Origin of the sequence: Nesterenkonia rhizosphaerae, assembly GCF_039544555.1 — a bacterium.
GTDB classification, from domain to species: Bacteria; Actinomycetota; Actinomycetes; order Actinomycetales; family Micrococcaceae; genus Nesterenkonia; species Nesterenkonia rhizosphaerae.
The window spans coordinates 862,984-882,623 of the sequence record NZ_BAABLW010000007.1; the positions used below are offsets into that span (position 1 = coordinate 862,984).

At 63.3% G+C, this 19,640-nt stretch carries 15 protein-coding genes; 13 read left to right on the plus strand and 2 right to left on the minus strand.

Annotated elements, in window-relative coordinates:
* Window positions 1-4: 4 nt before the first annotated feature.
* Together ABEA23_RS09660 and ABEA23_RS09665 are read left to right on the plus strand one after the other, a co-directional pair.
* Window positions 5-1,831 (plus strand): AMP-dependent synthetase/ligase, encoded by a 1,827-nt coding sequence (locus ABEA23_RS09660; RefSeq protein WP_345478665.1) that lies wholly within the window; start codon window positions 5-7, stop codon window positions 1,829-1,831.
* A gap of 102 nt (window positions 1,832-1,933) precedes the next feature.
* Complete coding sequence (locus ABEA23_RS09665; RefSeq protein ID WP_345478666.1) at window positions 1,934-3,304, plus strand: class II 3-deoxy-7-phosphoheptulonate synthase; 1,371 nt, start codon at window positions 1,934-1,936, stop codon at window positions 3,302-3,304.
* Window positions 3,305-3,311: 7 nt separating this feature from the next.
* Here ABEA23_RS09665 and ABEA23_RS09670 read toward each other — a convergent pair whose 3' ends face one another.
* Complete coding sequence (locus tag ABEA23_RS09670; RefSeq protein ID WP_345477807.1) at window positions 3,312-4,808, minus strand: protein kinase domain-containing protein; 1,497 nt, start codon at window positions 4,806-4,808, stop codon at window positions 3,312-3,314.
* 35 nt (window positions 4,809-4,843) lie between these two features.
* The gene (locus tag ABEA23_RS09675; RefSeq protein ID WP_345477808.1) at window positions 4,844-6,013 is read right to left on the minus strand and encodes a polyprenyl synthetase family protein; all 1,170 of its coding nucleotides are present in this window, start codon (window positions 6,011-6,013) and stop codon (window positions 4,844-4,846) included.
* A 17-nt stretch (window positions 6,014-6,030) separates the two neighbouring features.
* Between ABEA23_RS09675 and dinB the strand changes: the two genes are divergently transcribed.
* The 11 genes from dinB to ABEA23_RS09730 all read left to right on the plus strand — a co-directional run bounded on the left by dinB (window position 6,031) and on the right by ABEA23_RS09730 (window position 19,583).
* Window positions 6,031-7,245 carry a DNA polymerase IV gene (gene dinB / locus ABEA23_RS09680; protein WP_345477809.1) on the plus strand — a complete coding sequence of 405 codons (1,215 nt, stop codon included), beginning with the start codon at window positions 6,031-6,033 and terminating at the stop codon, window positions 7,243-7,245.
* Between the two features lie 111 nt (window positions 7,246-7,356).
* Complete coding sequence (locus tag ABEA23_RS09685; RefSeq protein ID WP_345477810.1) at window positions 7,357-7,773, plus strand: DUF3040 domain-containing protein; 417 nt, start codon at window positions 7,357-7,359, stop codon at window positions 7,771-7,773.
* A 436-nt stretch (window positions 7,774-8,209) separates the two neighbouring features.
* Window positions 8,210-8,641, plus strand: coding sequence for a division/cell wall cluster transcriptional repressor MraZ (gene mraZ, locus ABEA23_RS09690; RefSeq protein WP_044492989.1), 432 nt, complete (start codon window positions 8,210-8,212; stop codon window positions 8,639-8,641).
* A 132-nt stretch (window positions 8,642-8,773) separates the two neighbouring features.
* Entirely contained in the window at window positions 8,774-9,793 is a 1,020-nt protein-coding gene (rsmH, locus tag ABEA23_RS09695; protein ID WP_345477811.1) for a 16S rRNA (cytosine(1402)-N(4))-methyltransferase RsmH, read from the plus strand.
* The gene (gene ftsL, locus ABEA23_RS09700; RefSeq protein WP_345477812.1) at window positions 9,790-10,443 is read left to right on the plus strand and encodes a cell division protein FtsL; all 654 of its coding nucleotides are present in this window, start codon (window positions 9,790-9,792) and stop codon (window positions 10,441-10,443) included. The genes rsmH and ftsL overlap by 4 nt, the downstream gene beginning before the upstream one ends.
* 24 nt (window positions 10,444-10,467) lie before the next feature.
* Window positions 10,468-12,264, plus strand: a complete 1,797-nt coding sequence (locus tag ABEA23_RS09705) for a peptidoglycan D,D-transpeptidase FtsI family protein (protein WP_345477813.1) — start codon at window positions 10,468-10,470, stop codon at window positions 12,262-12,264.
* On the plus strand, window positions 12,258-13,919 hold the full coding sequence (locus ABEA23_RS09710; RefSeq protein WP_345477814.1) for a Mur ligase family protein: 1,662 nt from the start codon (window positions 12,258-12,260) through the stop codon (window positions 13,917-13,919). The genes ABEA23_RS09705 and ABEA23_RS09710 overlap by 7 nt, the downstream gene beginning before the upstream one ends.
* Window positions 13,916-15,400, plus strand: coding sequence for a UDP-N-acetylmuramoyl-tripeptide--D-alanyl-D-alanine ligase (locus ABEA23_RS09715; protein WP_345477815.1), 1,485 nt, complete (start codon window positions 13,916-13,918; stop codon window positions 15,398-15,400). Before ABEA23_RS09710 ends, ABEA23_RS09715 begins: the two co-directional genes overlap by 4 nt.
* Entirely contained in the window at window positions 15,397-16,503 is a 1,107-nt protein-coding gene (gene mraY, locus ABEA23_RS09720; protein ID WP_345477816.1) for a phospho-N-acetylmuramoyl-pentapeptide-transferase, read from the plus strand. Before ABEA23_RS09715 ends, mraY begins: the two co-directional genes overlap by 4 nt.
* Entirely contained in the window at window positions 16,503-18,065 is a 1,563-nt protein-coding gene (gene murD / locus ABEA23_RS09725) for a UDP-N-acetylmuramoyl-L-alanine--D-glutamate ligase (protein ID WP_345478667.1), read from the plus strand. Before mraY ends, murD begins: the two co-directional genes overlap by 1 nt.
* A 33-nt stretch (window positions 18,066-18,098) precedes the next feature.
* Window positions 18,099-19,583, plus strand: coding sequence for an FtsW/RodA/SpoVE family cell cycle protein (locus tag ABEA23_RS09730; protein WP_345477817.1), 1,485 nt, complete (start codon window positions 18,099-18,101; stop codon window positions 19,581-19,583).
* Window positions 19,584-19,640 lie beyond the last annotated feature (57 nt).

Here is a 19,640-nt window from a genome sequence, read left to right on the forward strand (position 1 = left end):
TCAGCTGCAGGAGCACGCAGTGCCCAAAGTTGTTGAGGTCGCATCAGATCTGAACGTCACTGACCTTCTGGAGCGCCAGGTTGCCGAGGATCCCGGCAATGCGCTCTTCGCCCGGCAGCTTCAGCCCGGACAGTGGACTGACGTGTCCGCCCAGGAGTTCCGCGCCGACGTCGTCGCCCTGGCCAAGGGGCTCATCAGCCGTGGAATCAGTACCGGGGACCGGGTCGCGATTATGGCGGCCACTCGATACGAGTGGACTCTGCTGGATTTTGCCATCTGGTACGCCGGGGCGGTGACCGTTCCCGTCTATGAAACCTCCTCACCCTCGCAGATCGCCTGGATCCTGCAGGACTCCGGTGTCCGTATGGTCTTCGCTGAGAAGACCAGTCATCTTAAGGCAGTGGACCGGGCGATCGTGCAGGAGAAGCTCGACGACGTCGAGCATCTTTTCACCATCGAAGGAACTGACCTCGATGAGCTGCGCAGCGAAGGTGAAGCTGTGCAGGACGCGGAGGTGGAGAGCCGTCGCAGCGCAGCAGACTTAGAAGATCTTGCCACCATCATCTACACCTCAGGCACCACCGGTCGACCCAAAGGCTGCGAGCTGACCCACGGGAACTTCGCTGATCTCTCACTGCAGGCCGGCACCTCGCTGAAGGCAGTGATCAACAAGGAAGCCTCCACGGTCCTCTTCATCCCGCTGGCCCATGTCTTTGCCCGGTTCATCTCGGTGATCTCCGTGGCCACCGGTGCGAAAGTGGGTCATACCTCCGATATCAAACAGCTGGTCGATGATCTGGGCACTTTCCATCCCACATTCCTGCTGGCTGTACCGCGTGTCTTTGAGAAGATCTACAACGCGGCGATGATGAAGGCCGAAGGCGAGGGCAAAGGCAAGATCTTCGCCAAGGCAGCCGATACCGCGGTGGAGTGGTCCAAGGCGCAGCAGGCAGGAAAGGTCCCGCTGCTGCTGGGAGCCAAGCACGCGCTGTTCAGCAAACTGGTCTACTCCAAACTGCACGCCCGCATGGGCGGCAAGGTGACCCATGCGGTCTCCGGCGGCTCCCCGTTGGGTAAGCGGCTGGGACACTTCTTCCACGGCATCGGTGTGCAGATCATGGAAGGCTACGGGCTGACCGAGACCACCGCGCCGATCACCGTCAACACTCCCACGGCCTACAAGATCGGCACCGTGGGCCAGCCTCTGCCGGGCTGTGCCGTCCGGATCGCCGAAGATGGCGAGATCCTGGGCAAGGGCGTCTGCGTCTTCCGCGGTTATCGCAACCGGCCGGAACTCGCAGAGGAGACTTTCACCGCCGACGGATGGTTCCGCACTGGAGATATCGGCACACTGGATGACGCTGGATTCTTGACCATCACCGGCCGCAAGAAAGAGATCCTGGTGACTGCAGCTGGCAAGAACGTGGCACCGGCCCAGTTGGAAGATCAGATCCGCTCCGATGCGATCGTCTCCCAGGTGGTCGTCGTCGGTGACGGGCGTCCCTTTGTGGCGGCTCTTATCACTCTGGATCCGGAGACGCTGCCCGCGTGGTTGGATCGCCAGGGCATCCCCGCGGAGACGTCCATCAGTGAGCTGACGAAGAACCCGAAGGTGCGCGAGCACATTCAGAAGGTGGTGGACAAGGCCAACGAGTCTGTCTCCCGCGCGGAGTCCATCCGTACTTTTGAACTGTTGGACACTGATTTCACCATTGAATCGGGTCACCTGACACCTTCGATGAAGATTCGCCGACAGAACATCATGGACGACTTCGCAGAAGTTGTTGATGAGCTCTACGAGAACGCCGCCAAGGAACACGCCGCACGGTAGCTTCCATCATGTGAAACGGGTCTTGGCACATTAGGTGCCGGAATGATCGCGCCTTACCCTATACGGGTGACTATCGCAGACAAGCCCCGCCACGAGACCCCGCTGACCGCGCCCGGAGAGATCCTGCACACCGGCGCCGCAGAGTATCCGGGTCTCGACAACTGGCGTAGCCTGCCGCTGAGCCAGCAGCCGGACTGGCGCGGTCACGAGGACTTCGAGGACGCCTATGAGCAGCTCTCATCCAACCCTCCGCTGGTCTTCGCCGGTGAAGTCGATAAGCTCAAAGACCGGCTGGCGAAAGTAGCCAATGGTGAAGCCTTCCTGCTCCAGGGCGGAGACTGCGCGGAGACCTTCGACGGCGTGACGGCTGACAAGATCAGCGCCAAGGTGAAGACCATCCTGCAGATGGCTGTGGTGCTGACCTACGGAGCCTCACTGCCGGTGGTCAAGATGGGCCGGATGGCCGGTCAGTACGCCAAGCCGCGCTCCTCGGATATGGAAACCCGCGGAGAGACCACGCTGCCGAGTTTCCGCGGGGAGATCGTCAACGGCTTTGATTTCACCCCGGAATCCCGCCGCCCGGATCCCAAGCGCATGGTGCAGGCGTACCATAAATCGGCTGCCACGCTGAACCTGGTCCGTGCCTTCACCGAGGGCGGCTTTGCAGACCTGCGGGCCGTCCAGCAGTGGAACAAGGGATTCATGGAGAATCCGGCGCATACCCGCTACGAGCAGATCGCCGGGGAGATCGATCGCGCAGTACGGTTCATGGATGCCTGCGGCGTCGAATTTGAGGGCCTCAAGCGCACTGAGTTCTACGCCGCACATGAGGCGCTGCTGTTGGACTACGAGCGTGCACTGACTCGTATCGATTCCCGCACCGGCCAGCCTTATGTCACCTCCGGGCACTTCGTGTGGATCGGTGAGCGCACGCGTGAGCTCGACGGCGCCCACGTGGACTACCTCTCCCGAGTGCGCAACCCGCTGGGGGTCAAGCTGGGCCCGTCCACTTCCCCGGAGACTGCGCTGGAGCTGATCAATAAGCTCGACCCCGAGCGCGAGCCGGGCCGGTTGACCTTCATCACCCGGATGGGCGCTAAGAATATCCGCGAGAAGCTCCCACCCCTGGTGGAAGCCGTGCGGGACTCGGGCGCAAAAGTCGTGTGGGTGACTGATCCGATGCACGGCAATACCATCACCGCCAAAAACGGGTACAAGACGCGTCGGTTCGACGACATCATGGATGAGGTACGGGGCTTCTTTGAAGTCCACCGTGCCGCCGGCACCTACCCGGGCGGCCTGCATGTGGAGATGACCGGCGACGACGTGGCCGAGTGCCTGGGCGGCTCCGATGTCATCGACGAATCAGCCTTCGACGCCCGCTACGAGTCGCTGGTGGATCCGCGACTGAATCACAAGCAGTCTCTGGAACTGGCCTTCCTGGTCGCCGAAGCGCTCACCGCTGTGGGCTAGAACCTGCTTAACCGCCGCCGAGGCTGGGGATGAGCGAAGAGTTGATCCCCAGCTGGTAGGCCAGCAGCATCAGCACGGCGGTGAGGATCATCAGAATCGCTACCGCGACCCCCTGGCGAGTGGAATCGGGTGTGGAGAGTTCAACTTTCGGGCGCTGACGCTCTCGCTTGCTGGCACGGGGATCCGCCGCAGCGGTCACCGGTGTGGCGGTGGTGTCGTCGTCGTGGACGCTGAGCCGACCAGGAAGCGGCACTTCTGCCACTGTCTGCCGGTCTTGTTCGGCGAGGGCTGACCAGGGCTCATTCATCACTTGGGTGCCCTGAGCCGGCTGCGGGGCCTGCGGCCGCGGGGGCGCATAGTCCTGAGGTGCCGGCGGGCCGCCCGGTTCCTGAGCGCCTGGAGGTGTCTGACCCAGGACCGTGGTCGCGTCGTCGTCCCATTGCGTACGGTCCTCTGCGGTGGGGAAGTCCTCTCCGCCGAAGACCACAGTCTTGTCCTCTGAGGCGAAATCCTCATCATCCTCAGCGGGTGAGGACGTCTCGGGGGTATGGGCCGAATCTGCTGCTGTCGCGGCGGCAGCCGCGGCAGGCATAGCCGCGGTGGCTGCCGGTGCACCCGTGCCGTGGTGGCGGCGGTGCTTACGCGCCGCGCCGTCGAAGTCCAGCTCCTCATCGCTGAGCTGCTCGCGGACCTCCTGCAGCATATCCAGCAGTGCGTCAGCGTTTTTCGGGCGCTCCGCGGGGTCAGTGCGCGTTGCCTCTCGAACGAGCTCATCCAGAGCCTGAGGCAGTCCGGGAACGTAGGAAGAAGGCGCGGGCACGGTGGAATTCACATGCTGAAAGGCAACCCGGACCGGGGAATCACCGGTGTAGGGCTGGACCCCGGTGAGCATCTCGTAGAGCAGGATTCCGACCGCATAGATATCGGCGCGTTCATCAGCGCCCTCACCTGAGAGCAGTTCAGGAGAGATATAGGCCACGGTCCCCATCAGCGTGGACGTACCGGAATGATGGGTGGCGGCCCGAGCCAGGCCGAAATCGGCGAGCTTAATGCGGCCCTCTGGAGAAACCAACACATTCTCGGGCTTGATATCGCGGTGGACCAGACCGGCTCGGTGAGCGGCCGCCAGGCCAGCCAGAATTGCCTGCGTATAGGCCAGGGTCAGCCTTGGCGTCATCGGTCCGCTCTTGAGCAGAGTGCGCAGCGTGGCTCCGGGAACGTACTCCATGACCATGTAGGCGGTTTCCCGGGTCTGGCCCTGGTCCAGAACCTGCACCACATTGGGGTGGGAGATCAGTGCTGAAGTGCGCGCCTCCTGCTCGAAGCGCTGGACCACCTTGCGGTCCTCGGCCATATGCGGGAAGAGCACCTTGATGGCCACATCGCGGTGCAGACGCTCATCACGGGCTAGATACACCGTAGACATGCCGCCGCGGGCGATGCGCTTGGTGATCACATATCGCCCGTCGATGGTTGAGCCGATCCAGCTCTCTTCAGTGCTCATTGCTTCAGGGTATCGAAGGATGAAGCCGGGCGCTTTTAGGACGTCCGGGCGACCAGCCGCTGCGTCACGGCTTCGAGATCATGGAGTACCTCGTCATCGACGCCGAGATCATGCAGCTTCTCTACCTCAACGGCACTGCTGCTCAGCAGCGCCTCGATCGAACGCTCCACTTCTTCAACAGCACCGCAGGTGATGAGAATCTCGCGGGCCCGGGCGACGTCGTCCTGGCTCAGATCAGCACGGCCCAGCATTGAGGCGAGTTCATCAGCAGCAGCCGCGGGGGAGCGGTAGAGGCCGTAGGCGATCAGTTCTGTCCGTTTGCCCTCACGCAGATCATCGCCCACAGGCTTGCCGGTCACTGCAGGATCACCGAAGACACCGAGCAGATCATCACGCAGCTGGAAGGCCTCACCCACCGGCAGCGTGGCCGCAGCCAAAGCCCTGCGCAGCGCCGCAGAGCCCCCGGCCAGCGCACAGCCCAGGGTCACCGGGTATTCGCTGGAGTACTTCGCTGCCTTATAGCGCAGCACATTGCGTGCCTGAGCCACGGCCTCGGCTTCGTTCGTGGCGGCCGGGCCCACCTCGGCGAGCACATCCAAATACTGGCCGGTCATCACTTCGGTATGCATCCGCTGGAAAATAGCCTGAGCCTCAAACAGCTGCTCGGAGCTGAGTTCCACCTGCTGCTGGGCCTGCTGCTGGGCGTCGGCGAAGGCCTGCCCGGACCAGGCCAGTGCGAGGTCACCAGAGAGGATGGCTCCAGTGGTGCCGAAGTGATCAGTCTCCCCGGCGTAGCGCTTTTCGCGGTGCAGTGTTTCGAAACGCTTATGCGTGCTGGGTTGGCCGCGGCGGGTTGCCGAGCGGTCAATGATGTCATCGTGGACCAGCGCAGCAGCCTGGAAGAGCTCTAAGGAGACACCCAGTAGTTTCACTGCAGCGTCGGCGTCGTGCTTCTCAACCGCTGCGGGAAGGTGCTCTTCCGAGCGTGCGCTGCGCCAACCGATCCATGCCAGCACCGGACGCAGCTTCTTCCCGCCAGCGGTGAGATCGAGGATCGCATCGGCCAGCGGCGCTGCGTGTGCGGAGACTGCGTTGACTTCCTCACGGCGGATGAGCAAGTACTCTCGGCAGAGGTCGTTGACCCCGGCGACGAAGCGCTCGGCGCGCTGTGCGAAATCCTGCTGCGGGGTCTGATGTCTGAGCATGCCGTTAGCCTATCCATATGCCCGCCGCAGATCGTCCCCGCATCATCGCGCATGTGGATATGGATGCGTTCTATGTCGAGGCAGAGCTGCTGGATAAACCTGAACTGCGCGGGCGGAAGATCATCGTCGCCGGTGAGGGGCGTTCGGTGGTCCTCTCTGCCTCCTATGAAGCACGCGCCGACGGCGTGCGCTCGGCGATGCCGCTGAGCCGGGCACTGCAGTTGAGCCCGCATGCCACCGTATTGCCCCCACAGATGCACCGATACCGAGAGCTTTCAGTCGGGATTATGGGGTATTTCGACACCATCACCGATACCAAGGAACAGCTCAGCGTGGATGAGGCCTTCCTTGATCTCACCGGAGCGCGACGGCGTTTAGGGCAGCCGCAACAGATCGGTGAGCGGATTCGGGCCGATATCCGCGCTCAATTCGGGCTGCCGGCCACGGTCGGAATCGCCGACCGAAAATTCATCGCGAAGATCGCCTCGACCCGAGCCAAGCCTGACGGGTTATTGCTGGTCCCGCCCGCTCAGCGGCTGCGCTTCCTGCATTCGCTGAAGGTTGAGGCACTCTGGGGAGTCGGAGGCAAAACAGCGCAGGCTCTGCACGCCCAAGGTATCCACACAGTGGAGCAGTTAGCGCAGACACCGCGGGAGAGTCTGAAAAGACGATTCGGGGTCACCGGCGAGCACCTTCATGATCTGGCATGGGGGCATGATCCACGGGAAGTGGTGCCCCAGCGCGAGGAGAAGAGTATCGGGGCGGAGGAGACCTTCGCGATGGATATCGACTCAGACGCCGAGCTGACCCGCGAGTTGCTTCGCCTGGGGCACCGGGTGGCAGCGCGGCTGCGCCAGGCACAGCTCAATACCCGCGGGGTGAGCCTGAAGCTGCGCTATCAGGACTTCAGCACGCTGACCCGGTCCGCCACACTTGAACATCCCACCCAATCAGCCCAGGTGCTGACGCAGACTGCGGTGCGGTTGCTGCAGGGACTCGGGGAACGACCGCAGCCGGTGCGGTTGATAGGGCTCCGCGCGGAGCGGCTTCAGCGCGATGATGGGGCTCTGCAGCTGAGCTTTGATACACGGGCCGCTGAGTGGCTTGATGCCGAACGAGCCATCGATGCCGTGGCGCAGAGATTCCCCGACCTGCCAGTGGCTCCGGCCTCCTTGCTGCCGCGGGAAGCCCGACGTCAGGCCGGGGGCGGCTCCAAGCTTGAGGATGACTGAGAGTTTCGTGGCAAGTTGGTCATAGCTTCGTCATCGGCTAGGCCGCGACAGTCTTCAGAAGCTAGACTAAAGGCCCATACCCGCCGAGGACTCGGAACAAGGAGCGTCACGATGGCACTGTCGGAGCGCGAGCAGCGACTGCTCAAGGAGCTTGAGGAACAGCTTCAGACTGAGGACCCTGGCTTTGCGAGCTCTCTGCAGGAGACCGCTGTCGGCAAGCTCAACATCCGCAACCTGGTTCTCGGGCTGCTTGTTGCTGTCGCCGGAATTGGCGTGTTGATCTTCGGCATCTATCAGCAGCTCATCCCGGTGGGGGTCATTGGTTTTCTGCTGATGGGCGGCGGCGCCTACTTCGCCACCACAGGGGGAGGGGCACGTAAGTCCCGAGGCAACGGGAACAACGGCGGCTCAGGGGGCAACGGTGGTCCCGGCGGCGGATCCGGGCCGCGAAGCTCAGCCCCCAGTCCCTCCGGTTCCTTCATGAGCAGCCTCGAAGACAAGTGGGAGCAGCGCCGACAGCAAGGCTGAGTCTGCCCCGAGTCTTTTCCCGAACGAATCAAGCCCCTCCTAGTGAGGGGCTTGATTCGTTTATGCACTCTTCGGCCCGGCGAAGGGCCTGGACTCTGCTGTGCTCCACTTCCCTCCCTTACGCATCCCTCAAGGTGTCTCCACTTTCCTCCACCACCTGTGTGGTGAGGTCCACGCGGTGAGGGCACGGTGAGGAATACCAGTCACTTGTGGCTCCCTCCGCACATTTCCCTCCACCTTCCTCCCCACGGCCCTCCACTGCGCACCCCGCGCAAAAGCGCAGGTCAGAGCCGCCTCTTCTGCTGTCCCGTGTCCGTAATGAGGCGCGGGAGGGGGCCAAGCTGCCGATAATGGTTGGAAAGTGGGGTGAAGTGGAGTAAAGTGGAGCGCGATGGGAGAGAAGCTCTGATCATCTGAGCGAAGCGAGGTGGGCGCCATGTTCCTCGGCACCTACACGCCTCGTCTGGATGAGAAGGGGCGTCTTATCCTTCCCGCGAAATATCGAGATGAACTGGCCGACGGTCTGGTTCTGACCCGCGGGCAGGAGCGCTGCATCTATGTGTTCAGTGAGCAGGAATTCGCCAATGTGCACCAGCAGATGCGGCAGGCGCCGCTGACCTCCCGTCAGGCACGTGACTACATCCGCGTGTTCCTCTCCGGAGCCTCGGACGAGACCCCGGATAAGCAGGGCCGAATCACCATTCCGGCAGCACTGCGGGAATATGCGGGACTCGACCGCGAGGTCACAGTGATTGGCGCGGGAGACCGAGCCGAGATCTGGGACACCGCGGCCTGGAACTCCTACTTGGAAGAGAAGGAGACGGAGTTCTCATCTACCGATGAGGACGCCATCCCCGGTCTCTTCTGAGCCAGCGGCAGGCCTGGGGTGAGTTCTCCAGCCGCCCGGCACCACCTGACTTCTCTTCCCCGATGTCAGGCGGACCGGAGCGGAGGGGGAGCTGACTCCAGGCATTCGATTCATCACAGCGAAGGAGGCGCCATGAGTGAGCGTGCGGCAGCCGACCGCCACATCCCCGTGATGAGGGATCGCTGCATCGCCCTGCTCGCTCAGAGTGTCACCACAATCCAGCACGATGGCAGCCGACCAGTCGTCATCGACGCCACCCTGGGTATGGGGGGTCACTCCGAAGCTATGTTGGCGGCCCATCCAGATGTCACTGTTCTAGGAATCGACCGGGACACTCAGGCGCTTGAACTGGCCGCCGGTCGGCTCGAGCGTTACGGCAGCCGTTTTCGCGGCGTCCATGCGGTATACGACCAGGTGGACGAGGTTGCCAAGACGCTCGAGCCGGACCAGCGTCTGGCCGGAGTGCTCTTTGACCTCGGAGTCTCGTCTCTGCAGCTCGATGAGGCTGAACGCGGCTTCGCCTACTCCTATGACGCACCACTGGATATGCGCATGAACGCCGCGGATGACTCCCCAGATGAAACGGCTGCTCAGCTGCTGGCGCGGGTGGAGGAGAATGAACTGCGCCGGATTCTCTCCGAGTACGGCGAGGAGCGGTTCGCAGGGCGCATCGCCAAAGCGATCATCCGGGCTCGGCAGGAATCACCGTTGACCACCACGAGCCAATTGGCCGCCGTCGTGGATTCAGCAGTCCCAGCCGCAGCAAAACGTACCGGGGGGCACCCGGCCAAGCGGACTTTCCAGGCCATTCGCATCGCGGTGAACCAGGAGCTGGAGGTGCTGCGCCGAGCTATTCCGCATGCGCTGGATGCACTGAGCCTGGGCGGCCGGATCGTGGTGCTCAGCTACCACTCGCTTGAAGACCGGATCGTCAAACAAGCCATCGCCAAGCGCACCACATCCTCAGCACCTGCCGGACTGCCGGTGGAGCTTGACGAGCACAAACCCACCTTCAGCAATGTGGTCCGCGGGGCAGAACCGCCCACCGCGGAGGAGATCGCTGAGAACCCGCGCGCAGCATCAGCCAAGCTGCGCGCAGCCGAGAAGATCCGCCAGGCCAAGGCCCCAGTGACGGCAAGGAGTATCGCATGAGCGTCCTCTCCGTAGCAGATGTGCGCACAGTCTCCCCGGAGCACAGCTCGCCGCGCTCCCAGCAGGCTGTGCGCTCTCGGCCAGCACTGCAGGCTCTGCCGAAGGTCAAAGGGCGGCAGAAAGGGTTGATCGCCGGAGTGATTCTGCTGCTTGCAGCGGCACTTGCAGCGGTTCTGGCCCTGAATATTCACATCGCCAACGCCCAGTACAGCGTGGTCCAGATGCAGAATGAGCATCAGTCACTGGTGCATCAGAACCAGGCGCTGACCCAGCAGGTCCAGTTCCTGGAGTCACCTCAGTCACTGTCCAATGCTGCAGTGACCCTGGGAATGGTCATGCCAGCTGCGGCTGGGACCCTGGACTTGGCCAGTGGGGATGTCATCGGCAGTGCCGAAAGCGCTGACTCCTCCCACCGCCCCAGCAATTTTGTGGCAGCACCTGTGCTGCCCGGCCAGGACGTCAGCGCGGCAGTGGACGTGGCGCAACAGGCCGAGGGTTCGCCTACCGGACTACTCGGCGTCGGCGCGTTGGAGACCCTGATGCACGCTGCGGACGGGCACAATGGAGGCCAAGAAGCCCAGGCTGACCGCAAGTTCGGCAGTCAGGACTTAGAGGGCGGCACTATTCCCGCCCCGAAGCTGATCAACTGAAGCGGCCCGGAGGACAACTGACGCATGATGGGCACCACCCAGCGCGCCAAGACGCTCTCCTTCCGCATGCGCATCGGGCTTGCCCTGGTGCTGGCCATGCTGATGCTTCTGGGCGGAAGACTCTTCCACGTTCAGGCCCTCGACCCGGCCGGTAATGCTCAACAGGCGGTCAGCGACAGGCTGCGCAGTGTTGAGCTGCCCGGCGCCCGTGGAGACATCTTGGATGTCCACGGGCGCGTCATGGCCACCTCCGTGGAGCGGTACCACATCATCGCTGATCAGTCTCAGGTCGATAGCTACACCGTTCGGGATCCGGACACCGGCCTGAGAATTCCCATCACGGTGGAGGAGTCCGCCGCCCAGATCGCCGAGATCCTTGAGATCGACCGCCAGGAGGTCCTGGAAGCGATGACCGGGGACGGCACCAACCGGTACTCGATGATTGACCGGTCCGTGACCCCCGAGATGCGTCAGAAAGTCATGGAGCTACGAGTCCCGGGCATCTTCTCCGAGCCCCAGTCCGAGAGGGCCTATCCTGCCGGGCCCGTTGCCGGCTCCATCATCGGTTTCATCGGAGCAGATGGGCCCTTAGAAGGGGTGGAAGCGGCTCAGGACGACGCCCTCACAGGTGAATCGGGCCAGCGGATCTATGAAGTGGGTGCCGACGGCGTGCGCATCCCTACCGCGACCTTTGAAGAGGTCCCAGCCACCGACGGCCAGGACGTGAAGCTCACCATCGACCAGGATCTCCAGTGGTACGCCCAAGAAGCCATCGCGCAGAAGACCAACCAGTACAACGCCCAGTGGGGCAACGCTACTGTGGTCGACCTTCGTGAAGGCAGCGAAGGCGAGATACTGGCCATGGCGGATTCGGAAACCGTGGACCCGGCACAACCGGGTCAGACCGATGAGCTCTTCCGCCGTCCGCTTGCTCTGACCCAGCCTTTTGAACCGGGCTCCGGGGGCAAATCGATCACCTTCGCCATGGCGTTGGAAGAAGGCGTCATGGAGCCCGAAGATCACTACACGGTTCCGTACCGCTACACCTGGAACGGCCAGACCATCCAGAACGCGCGCTCGCATTCTGAGTACGAGATGACTGCAGCCGGCATCTACGCGCGCTCCTACAACACCGGGACCGTGCTGATCGGCAATCAGATCGATGAGCAAACCCGCTACGACTACATGCGCAAGGTGGGCATCGGCGATCCCATCGACATTGGCCTGGGGATCGAGGGTCAGTCTGCGCTGCGCCCGCCTGAGGAGTGGGACGCACGCCAGCCGCTGACCACCCAGTTCGGTCAGGGTTATGAGATGACCGTGCTGCACACTGTTCAGATGTACCAACTGCTGGCCAACGACGGCGTGAAGACGCCGCTGCGCATTGTTGACGCCTATGTCGATCCAGATGGAACCGAACATCCGGTGGAGACCGAATCCGAGCGGATCTTCTCATCGCACACTTCAGAGGAGATGCTCAAGCTCATGGAGGGTGTGGTGGAATACGGCAGCGCCCGCGGGGCTGCTATCGAGGGATACCGGGTCGGCGGAAAAACCGGCACCGCCGAGGCCGCCGGCGCTCAGGGGGGCTTCGACGGGTACACCGTGAACTTTGTGGGGCTAGCCCCGCTCGATGACCCGCAGTTCCTGGTCTCGGTCACCGTGCACCGCCCCGCCGGACGCTTTGGAGACTGGGACCTCACAGATACCTTCCGGGACATCATGTCCTATGCCCTCTCCAGCTACGACGTGCCTCCCTCAGGAGCAGAGTCGGAGGCCTATGATGGGTTTGTGGGCGAACAGCAGGACTATCCGTGGTGACCAGCGCTGTCAGCGTCGGCACCCTTACTGAGCATCTGCGAGCTACAGGGTATGACCCGCTTCTGAGTCCTTTCGCAGAACGTGCCTACGCCACGGTTCTGACCGGTGCGGCCATGAATCCCCAGCGGGTAGCGCCGGGGGATCTGTTCGTTGCTGTCAGCGGAGCGCGTGCGCACGGGGCCGACTTCATCACAGAGGTCATCAGCCGCGGTGCTGCCGCCGTACTGACCGACGCCGCCGGTGTAGGCAAGATTCGCGAGGCCATTGGCTACCAGCTGCCGGTCATCGAAGTTGCCGCAGTACGTGACGCCGCCGGTCCCGCCGCTGCTGTGATCTACGGCACGACCGCCTCTTCGGATCCGGCACTTTTCGGCGTCACCGGAACGAACGGAAAAACCACCACCACCTACTTCCTGCGAGCGCTGCTGAGCACACTGCTGGCACCTCAGGGGCGTAATACCGGCCTGATCGGAACTATCGAGATCGCCGCCGGTGCGACTCCAGAGGATTCCGAGCGCATCTCGTCGGATATGACCACCCCGGAGGCTGTGCAGCTGCATGCGTTGATGCACCAGTTCCGTGAGAAGAACGTCGCGGCCGCGGCTATGGAGGTTTCCTCCCATGCCATCAGCTACCGGCGGATCTCCGGACTGTTCTACGACGTCGCTGGCTTTACCAACCTCACCCAGGATCACCTAGACCTGCACGGGACCATGGAGGAGTATTTCGCCGCCAAGGCAGCCCTCTTCAGCCGCTCGCGGACCCGGATCAGCGTGATCACCGTGGACGACACCGGGGCCGAACAGTCCTGGGGGCACCGGATGGCTGCCGCGGCCACCGGTAAGGTCGTCACCCTCTCCACTCGCCCGGACAGCGTCACCCAGGCTCATTGGGAGGTGCGCGAGGTCGCCCCTGAGGGCCTGGGCAGCGCGTTCACCTTAGTCAACCGGCATACCGGGGAAGAGGTTCGCTCCTCCACTGCACTGCCGGGGGACTTCAACGTCTCCAATGCCGCACTGGCTGCAGTGATGGTCTTAGAGGCAGCTGCGGATCCGCACCGCGCCCAGGAGTTCACGCGAGAAGATGTCGTGGCCGCACTGGAGACCAAGCGGCCCTTCCACGTGCAGGTCCCCGGCCGGATGCAGGTGATTGCGGCTGGAACCGACGGCGCCGGACCTGCGGCGATCGTTGACTTCGCCCACAACCCCGACGCTATGATCCGCACCCTGCAGGCGGTCCGCCAGCAGCACGGCAAACTCATTCTGGTCATCGGCGCCGCGGGCGAACGTGACCGCAGCAAGCGTCCTACGATGGGCGCGATCGCAGTACGGATGGCCGACCACGTCATCATCAGTGATGACGATCCCCACGGTGAAGATCCCGCCCAGATCCGTGCCGACCTGCTCGAGGGCGCCCGTGACGCTATCGCCCGTGGTGGCCTAAGCACGGTGCTTGAAGAGATCAGCCCGCGCGAGGACGCCATCACCGCAGCGGTTGCTGCCGCTGGGCGAGCGGACACTATCCTGCTGGCCGGACGTGGTCATGAGTCTCATCAGGACATGGCCGGTGCCAAGCACGCCATCGATGACCGGGTAGAACTGGCCCGCGCGCTGTCTGCACGCGGGTACCCCACGCTTCAAGGAGACTACGCATGATTCCGCTGACCGCCGCTGAGATCGCTGAGATCACCGGGGGCCGGCTGCACGGATTTGAGGCCGCGGAGCTGGATCCGCAGTCCCTGACGCTGACCGGTGCCGATACAGACTCCCGGCAGATGACTCCGGGCTCATTGTTCATCGCTAAGCCAGGGGAGACCACTGACGGTCACCACTTCATTGACGCGGCCCTGGCATCCGGGGCCCAGCTGGTGCTCGCCGAGCGTGCGACCCATGCCCCTGACGGTACCGAGCACCCCTCGGTGATCGTGCCGGATGTGGTGGTGGCAATGGGAGCGCTCGCTGCTGAGATCGTCCGTCGCATACGCGCGCATTCGCCCACCACAGTGATCGGCATTACTGGGTCGGCAGGCAAGACCACCACGAAGGATCTACTGGCTGCGCTGCTGGGTGAAGAAGGCCCGACCACAGCGCCTCAGGGGTCCTATAACGGCGAGGTCGGAGTTCCGTTGACGGTTTTCACCGCCGAACTGGACACTCGGTACCTGATCATCGAAATGGGCGCCGACGGGCCCGGGCACATCCGCTACCTGTGCGAGATGGTGAAACCCGATATCGGGGTGGTCCTCATGGTCGGCTCCGCCCATGCCGGAAAGTTCGGCGGTGCCGACAAGATCGCCCAGACCAAGGGAGAACTCGCCGAGCTGGCCACTGAGCACGTCATCCTCAACGACGACGACGCTCAGGTCCGTGCCATGGCAGACCGTGCCAGTGCGCCGATTACCTGGACCACCTCGGATTCGATGGACGTCAGTTCCCGCACGGTGGCCGCCAAGAGCTTGACTCTCGACGGTGAGGGTCACCCGCAGTTCACGCTGAGTTTTGGCCCGAGCCGGGAGGAGTTCGCGGTGACCAGTGGGCTGACCGGAGCCCATCACATCACCAATATCCTGGCGGCTGCTGCTGCGGCCTACCGCGCCGGAGCCGAACCCGAAGACATCGCCGCGCGCCTGCAGGGGCTGGGACCGGCATCCCGTTGGCGAATGGAACGCAGCGTCATAGATTTCAAGGGCGAGCCGCAGTCGCTGACCATCATCAACGACGCCTATAACGCCAACCCCGAGTCCATGCGTGAAGCGCTGCGCACTCTGGCGATGCTGACCCGGCCCTCAGCCCATGACCCGCTGGCCACTGCGCGCCGCTCGGTGGCGGTTCTAGGAGCGATGCTGGAGCTCGGCGATGAATCGATCATCAAACACGCCCAGTTGGGTGAGACTGTCGTCCGCCTGAACATCGACAAGACCCTGGTGGTGGGGGAGACTGCGTACCCGCTCTACCGCGGCGCCATCGCCGAAGGCTCCTGGGGCAGTGAGGTCCACTGGGTGGCCACCGCAGAGGAAGCCGAGAGCTGGCTGAAATCGACTCTGGAACCGGGAGACATTGTGTTGTTGAAGTCCTCCAACGGAGCTGGGCTTAGACTTCTTGGAGACAAAATCGCCTCATGGGAAGGAACTGAGTGATCGCCGTCGTAATCGGTGCAGCCCTCGGCCTGCTCCTCACCCTTCTCGGGACACCACTGTTCATCCGCTTCTTAGTGCGTCGCGGATACGGGCAGTTCATCCGCGACGACGGGCCTACCAGCCACGAATTCAAACGCGGCACACCCACTATGGGTGGTGCTGTCATCATCCTCGCGGTGCTGATTTCCTATGCGCTGACCCACGGGGTGCTGCTGCTGATCAGTGACACCGCCGCCGGACCCTCGGCCTCGGGCCTGATCCTGCTGCTTCTGATGGCAGGTATGGGCGTTGTCGGCTTCTTCGACGACGCCGCGAAGATCACCAAGAAGCAGTCCCTCGGGCTTTCCCCGTGGGCCAAGATCCTGGGTCAGGGGATCGTGGGCGTGCTCTTCGCGGTACTGGCGCTGCAGTTCCCCAACAGTGAGGGCAACACCCCGGCGTCGACTGCTATTAGTTTTGTGCGCGAGACACCGATTGACTTCGCAGTCTTCGGCACCGTCATCGGCGGCATCCTGTTTGTCATCTGGGCGAATCTGATCAACACCGCGGCCACTAATGCGGTCAACCTCACCGATGGGCTCGATGGCCTCGCTGCTGCAGCCACGGCGATGGTGACCGCGGCCTATACGATCATCTCCATCTGGCAGTACAACCAGTCCTGCAGCGGGACCCGGGCTGTTGAATCGGTCTGCTACACCGTGCGGGACCCGATGGATATGGCCACAGTCGCCGCCATTATCACCGGCGCGCTGATTGGTTTCCTGTGGTGGAACACGTCACCGGCCAAGATCTTTATGGGCGATACCGGATCGCTTGCTCTAGGTGGTGCGCTGGCGGGCTTCGCCATCCTGACGCACACTCAGCTGCTCTTCGTGATCCTGGGCGGGCTCTTCGTGATCATCACGATGAGTGTGATCATCCAGGTGGGCTATTTCAAGCTCACTGGCGGTAAACGGGTCTTCAAGATGACGCCGCTGCACCATCACTTCGAACTCATGGGCTGGGCCGAGGTGACAGTGGTGGTCCGCTTCTGGATCATCGGAGCGCTGGCAGTAGGACTGGGCCTGGCGGTGTTCTACGGCGAGTGGGTGATCACGCAGTGATGACTTCCCATCCGCAGCTGCGCGGTTGGGACGGCCCGTGGGCCGGTGTCCGTGTGGCAGTGCTGGGCCTAGGCGTCACCGGGTTCTCCGCTGCGGATACTCTTGCCGAACTGGGCTGCCGCGTGGTTGTCGTTGACGGGTCCAGCACACCCAAAGAAGAGCGGGATGCACAGACCCTGCGCATCGTGGGTGTGGAGGATATCCGGCTGGGGGCCGCGGCAGTCGATGAGCTTCCGCTCATCGGGGATCAAGCACCTGAGCTGATCATCACTTCGCCGGGCTGGCGCCCGGACTCGGCAATCATGCAGCAGGCTGCCGCCGAGCATGTGCCGGTATGGTCAGATATTCAGCTGGCCCGGCGACTGGGCGCCCGACCCGGGGCCAGGCAGCCGCAGTGGTTGGTGCTCACCGGCACCAACGGCAAGACCACCACGGTGACCCTGCTGGAGTCCATGCTGCAGGCGGCCGGTCGACGCGCTGTGGCCTGCGGAAATATCGGGATGCCCATCCTGGATGCCATCCGGGACCCCGAAGGCTACGATGCGCTGGCCGTCGAGCTCTCCAGCTTCCAGCTGCATTACACAGAAGCCCTGAACCCGCTGGCCTCAGCGGTTCTCAATATTGCCGAGGACCATGTGGACTGGCATGGCAGCATGGCCGGCTATATCGCTGATAAGGCCAAGATCTATACCGGCACTGAAGTCGCCTGCGTGTACAACGTGGCTGATCCGGTCACCGAGCAGATGGTGGCCAGTGCCGATGTTGCCGAGGGCTGCCGGGCAATCGGGTTCACCACGGACACCCCGGATGTGTCGATGCTGGGTATGGTCCGTGCTGAGGATGGCCACGACATCCTGGTAGATCGCGCTTTCTTGGACAACCGTCGACACCAGGCCCTTGAGCTCGCCGTGCGTTCAGACTTTGGTCCGATGGCGCCCCAGCACCTGGTGGCCAATGCGCTGGCAGCCGCCGCACTGGCACGCGCTGCAGGAGCGGAGCCAGAGGCTATCCGTACTGCTATCCGGAGCTACGAAGCAGGTGACCACCGCATCCAGCCGGTGGCCAAGGCCGCCGATATCCTCTGGGTCAATGACTCAAAGGCCACGAACCCCCACGCCGCAGCGGCGTCGCTGAGCAGTTTCAGCGAGATTGTCTGGATCGCCGGCGGGCTCCCCAAAGGGGTGAACTATGACGAGCTGGTGCGCCAGGTGGCGCCGAGGCTGCGCCAGGTGATTCTCATCGGTACAGACTCTTCTCAGCTGCGTTCCAGCCTTGAACGACACGCGCCGCAGGTGCCGGTGATCGGCGGAGGCGTGAGCGAAGATGAAACGCAGAACCAGACGGGATCAGATACACCCCCACCGGTGGAGGACCTGCTGCGATCGGCTGATGGAACTGCCGCAATGCGTGCAGCAGTCGCGCAGGCACATCGCTTGGCTACCGCAGGCCAGACCGTGCTGCTCAGTCCTGCGGCGGCCTCGATGGATCAGTTCGCCTCCTATGCAGCACGAGGCGAAGCCTTCATCGAAGCAGTCGCCGAGCTGATGGAAGGTCCAGCTTAAGCAGCCACCCCAAGCCCGTAGAAGGAGGATCAGATGGATAAGCGCCCGCCGCGGCTTCCGGCCCGACCTCCTGCACCAACGGTACTGACCGCGCCGTCGCCGGTTGAAGCGGACTCGGCCGAGGAGTTGGTGACCGCAGAGCCGGAGACCCCGGACCTGGAGACATCCGGCCACAGCGGATCTCAGCGTGGGCATCTGCGGCTGGTGGATGACATCCCAGGAAGCAACACTGATACTTCGGCCGCAGCCACCTCGGGACATGAGGACGACGCCGCAGACGGTTCCACCGGGCGGGCCTGGCGCCAACAGCGCGCCGCCTCCCGAGCAGAACGGGTCCGCCAGCTGTGGGCGTTCTTCGAAGGGGCAAACCCTTACACCAACTTCTGGCTGGTATTAGGCTCAGCCATCGCGCTTTCAGTGATCGGCCTGACCTTCGTGCTGTCCTCGACCTCAGTCACCGGTGATGGGGACCCGTTCACCATCGTCGCCCGTCAGGCGATGTGGGCTGGCATCGGCGTCTTGGGCATGATCTTCATGATGTACGTGCCCACCCGTTGGATGGGCGGCATCGGCTGGGCCATGATGCTGCTCTCCGGAGTGCTGTTGAGTCTGGTGGCCTTCACTCCGCTGGGTTCAGACGGCGGCGGTTCCACCAACTGGCTGCAGATCGGACCTGTCCGTGGCCAGCCCTCGGAGTTGGCGAAGCTCGCCCTGGTGCTCTGGGGTGCGGCGGTGCTGGCCAAGAAGGGGCGACTGGTGGAGCAGTTCACGCACTGGGTGGTTCCCTTTGTGGCCCCGGGCGCGTTGGCTGTGCTGGTGCTGGTGCTCGCCGGTGGTGACCTCGGCACCAGCCTGATCATCATCACCGTTGCCGCCGCACTGCTCTTCGCTGCCGGTGTCTCCTTGCGCTACTTCATCGCAGCCGGTGCCTTGGCGGTGGTCGCAGTGGGCCTGCTGATGTGGATGACCCCGTACCGGATGATGCGCGTCTACGCATGGCTGGGTATGAACTGTGACCACAGCCTGGATCCCTGCCACCAGACCGAGATGGGCTACTACGCGCTGGCCTCCGGCGGTTTCTGGGGAGTGGGCCTGGGGCAGTCCCGGCAGAAATGGGACTACATCCCCGAGGTCCACAATGACTTCATCTTCACCATCATCGGTGAGGAGTTGGGCCTGCTGGGAACTCTCACTGTGCTGGGACTCTTCGCCGCCCTGTCCATTGGCATCTTCCGGGTGGCATTCGGCACCGATGACCAGTTCACCCGGTTGGTGTGCATCGGTATCATCGCGTGGCTCAGCGGACAGGCCTTCATCAATATCGGCATGGTCATCGGGCTGTTGCCGGTGGTCGGTGTGCCGCTGCCCTTCATCTCCTACGGCGGCTCTGCCCTGACCATCACACTCTTAGCAGTCGGGGTGGTGCTGAACTTCGCGCGCCGCCAGCGGCTCCAAGCGCGGGCGCCCAAGCGCCGTCGTCGTGGTACTGCTAAGCGGTCTACACTGGCACCGCGGTAAAGACGCCAGACCACGATCACGCCGACGTCCCTGATGCACCCCGCTATGACTGACCTG

Coding starts and splice junctions, on each gene's coding strand:
- ABEA23_RS09705 (WP_345477813.1), top strand. CDS start 10,468: ATGATGGGCACCACCCAGCGCGCCAAGACGCTCTCCTTCCGCATGCGC.
- rsmH (WP_345477811.1), top strand. CDS start 8,774: ATGAGTGAGCGTGCGGCAGCCGACCGCCACATCCCCGTGATGAGGGAT.
- ABEA23_RS09675 (WP_345477808.1), bottom strand. CDS start 6,013: ATGCTCAGACATCAGACCCCGCAGCAGGATTTCGCACAGCGCGCCGAG.
- ABEA23_RS09715 (WP_345477815.1), top strand. CDS start 13,916: ATGATTCCGCTGACCGCCGCTGAGATCGCTGAGATCACCGGGGGCCGG.
- ABEA23_RS09685 (WP_345477810.1), top strand. CDS start 7,357: ATGGCACTGTCGGAGCGCGAGCAGCGACTGCTCAAGGAGCTTGAGGAA.
- dinB (WP_345477809.1), top strand. CDS start 6,031: ATGCCCGCCGCAGATCGTCCCCGCATCATCGCGCATGTGGATATGGAT.
- mraZ (WP_044492989.1), top strand. CDS start 8,210: ATGTTCCTCGGCACCTACACGCCTCGTCTGGATGAGAAGGGGCGTCTT.
- ABEA23_RS09730 (WP_345477817.1), top strand. CDS start 18,099: ATGGATAAGCGCCCGCCGCGGCTTCCGGCCCGACCTCCTGCACCAACG.
- ftsL (WP_345477812.1), top strand. CDS start 9,790: ATGAGCGTCCTCTCCGTAGCAGATGTGCGCACAGTCTCCCCGGAGCAC.
- ABEA23_RS09670 (WP_345477807.1), bottom strand. CDS start 4,808: ATGAGCACTGAAGAGAGCTGGATCGGCTCAACCATCGACGGGCGATAT.
- murD (WP_345478667.1), top strand. CDS start 16,503: ATGACTTCCCATCCGCAGCTGCGCGGTTGGGACGGCCCGTGGGCCGGT.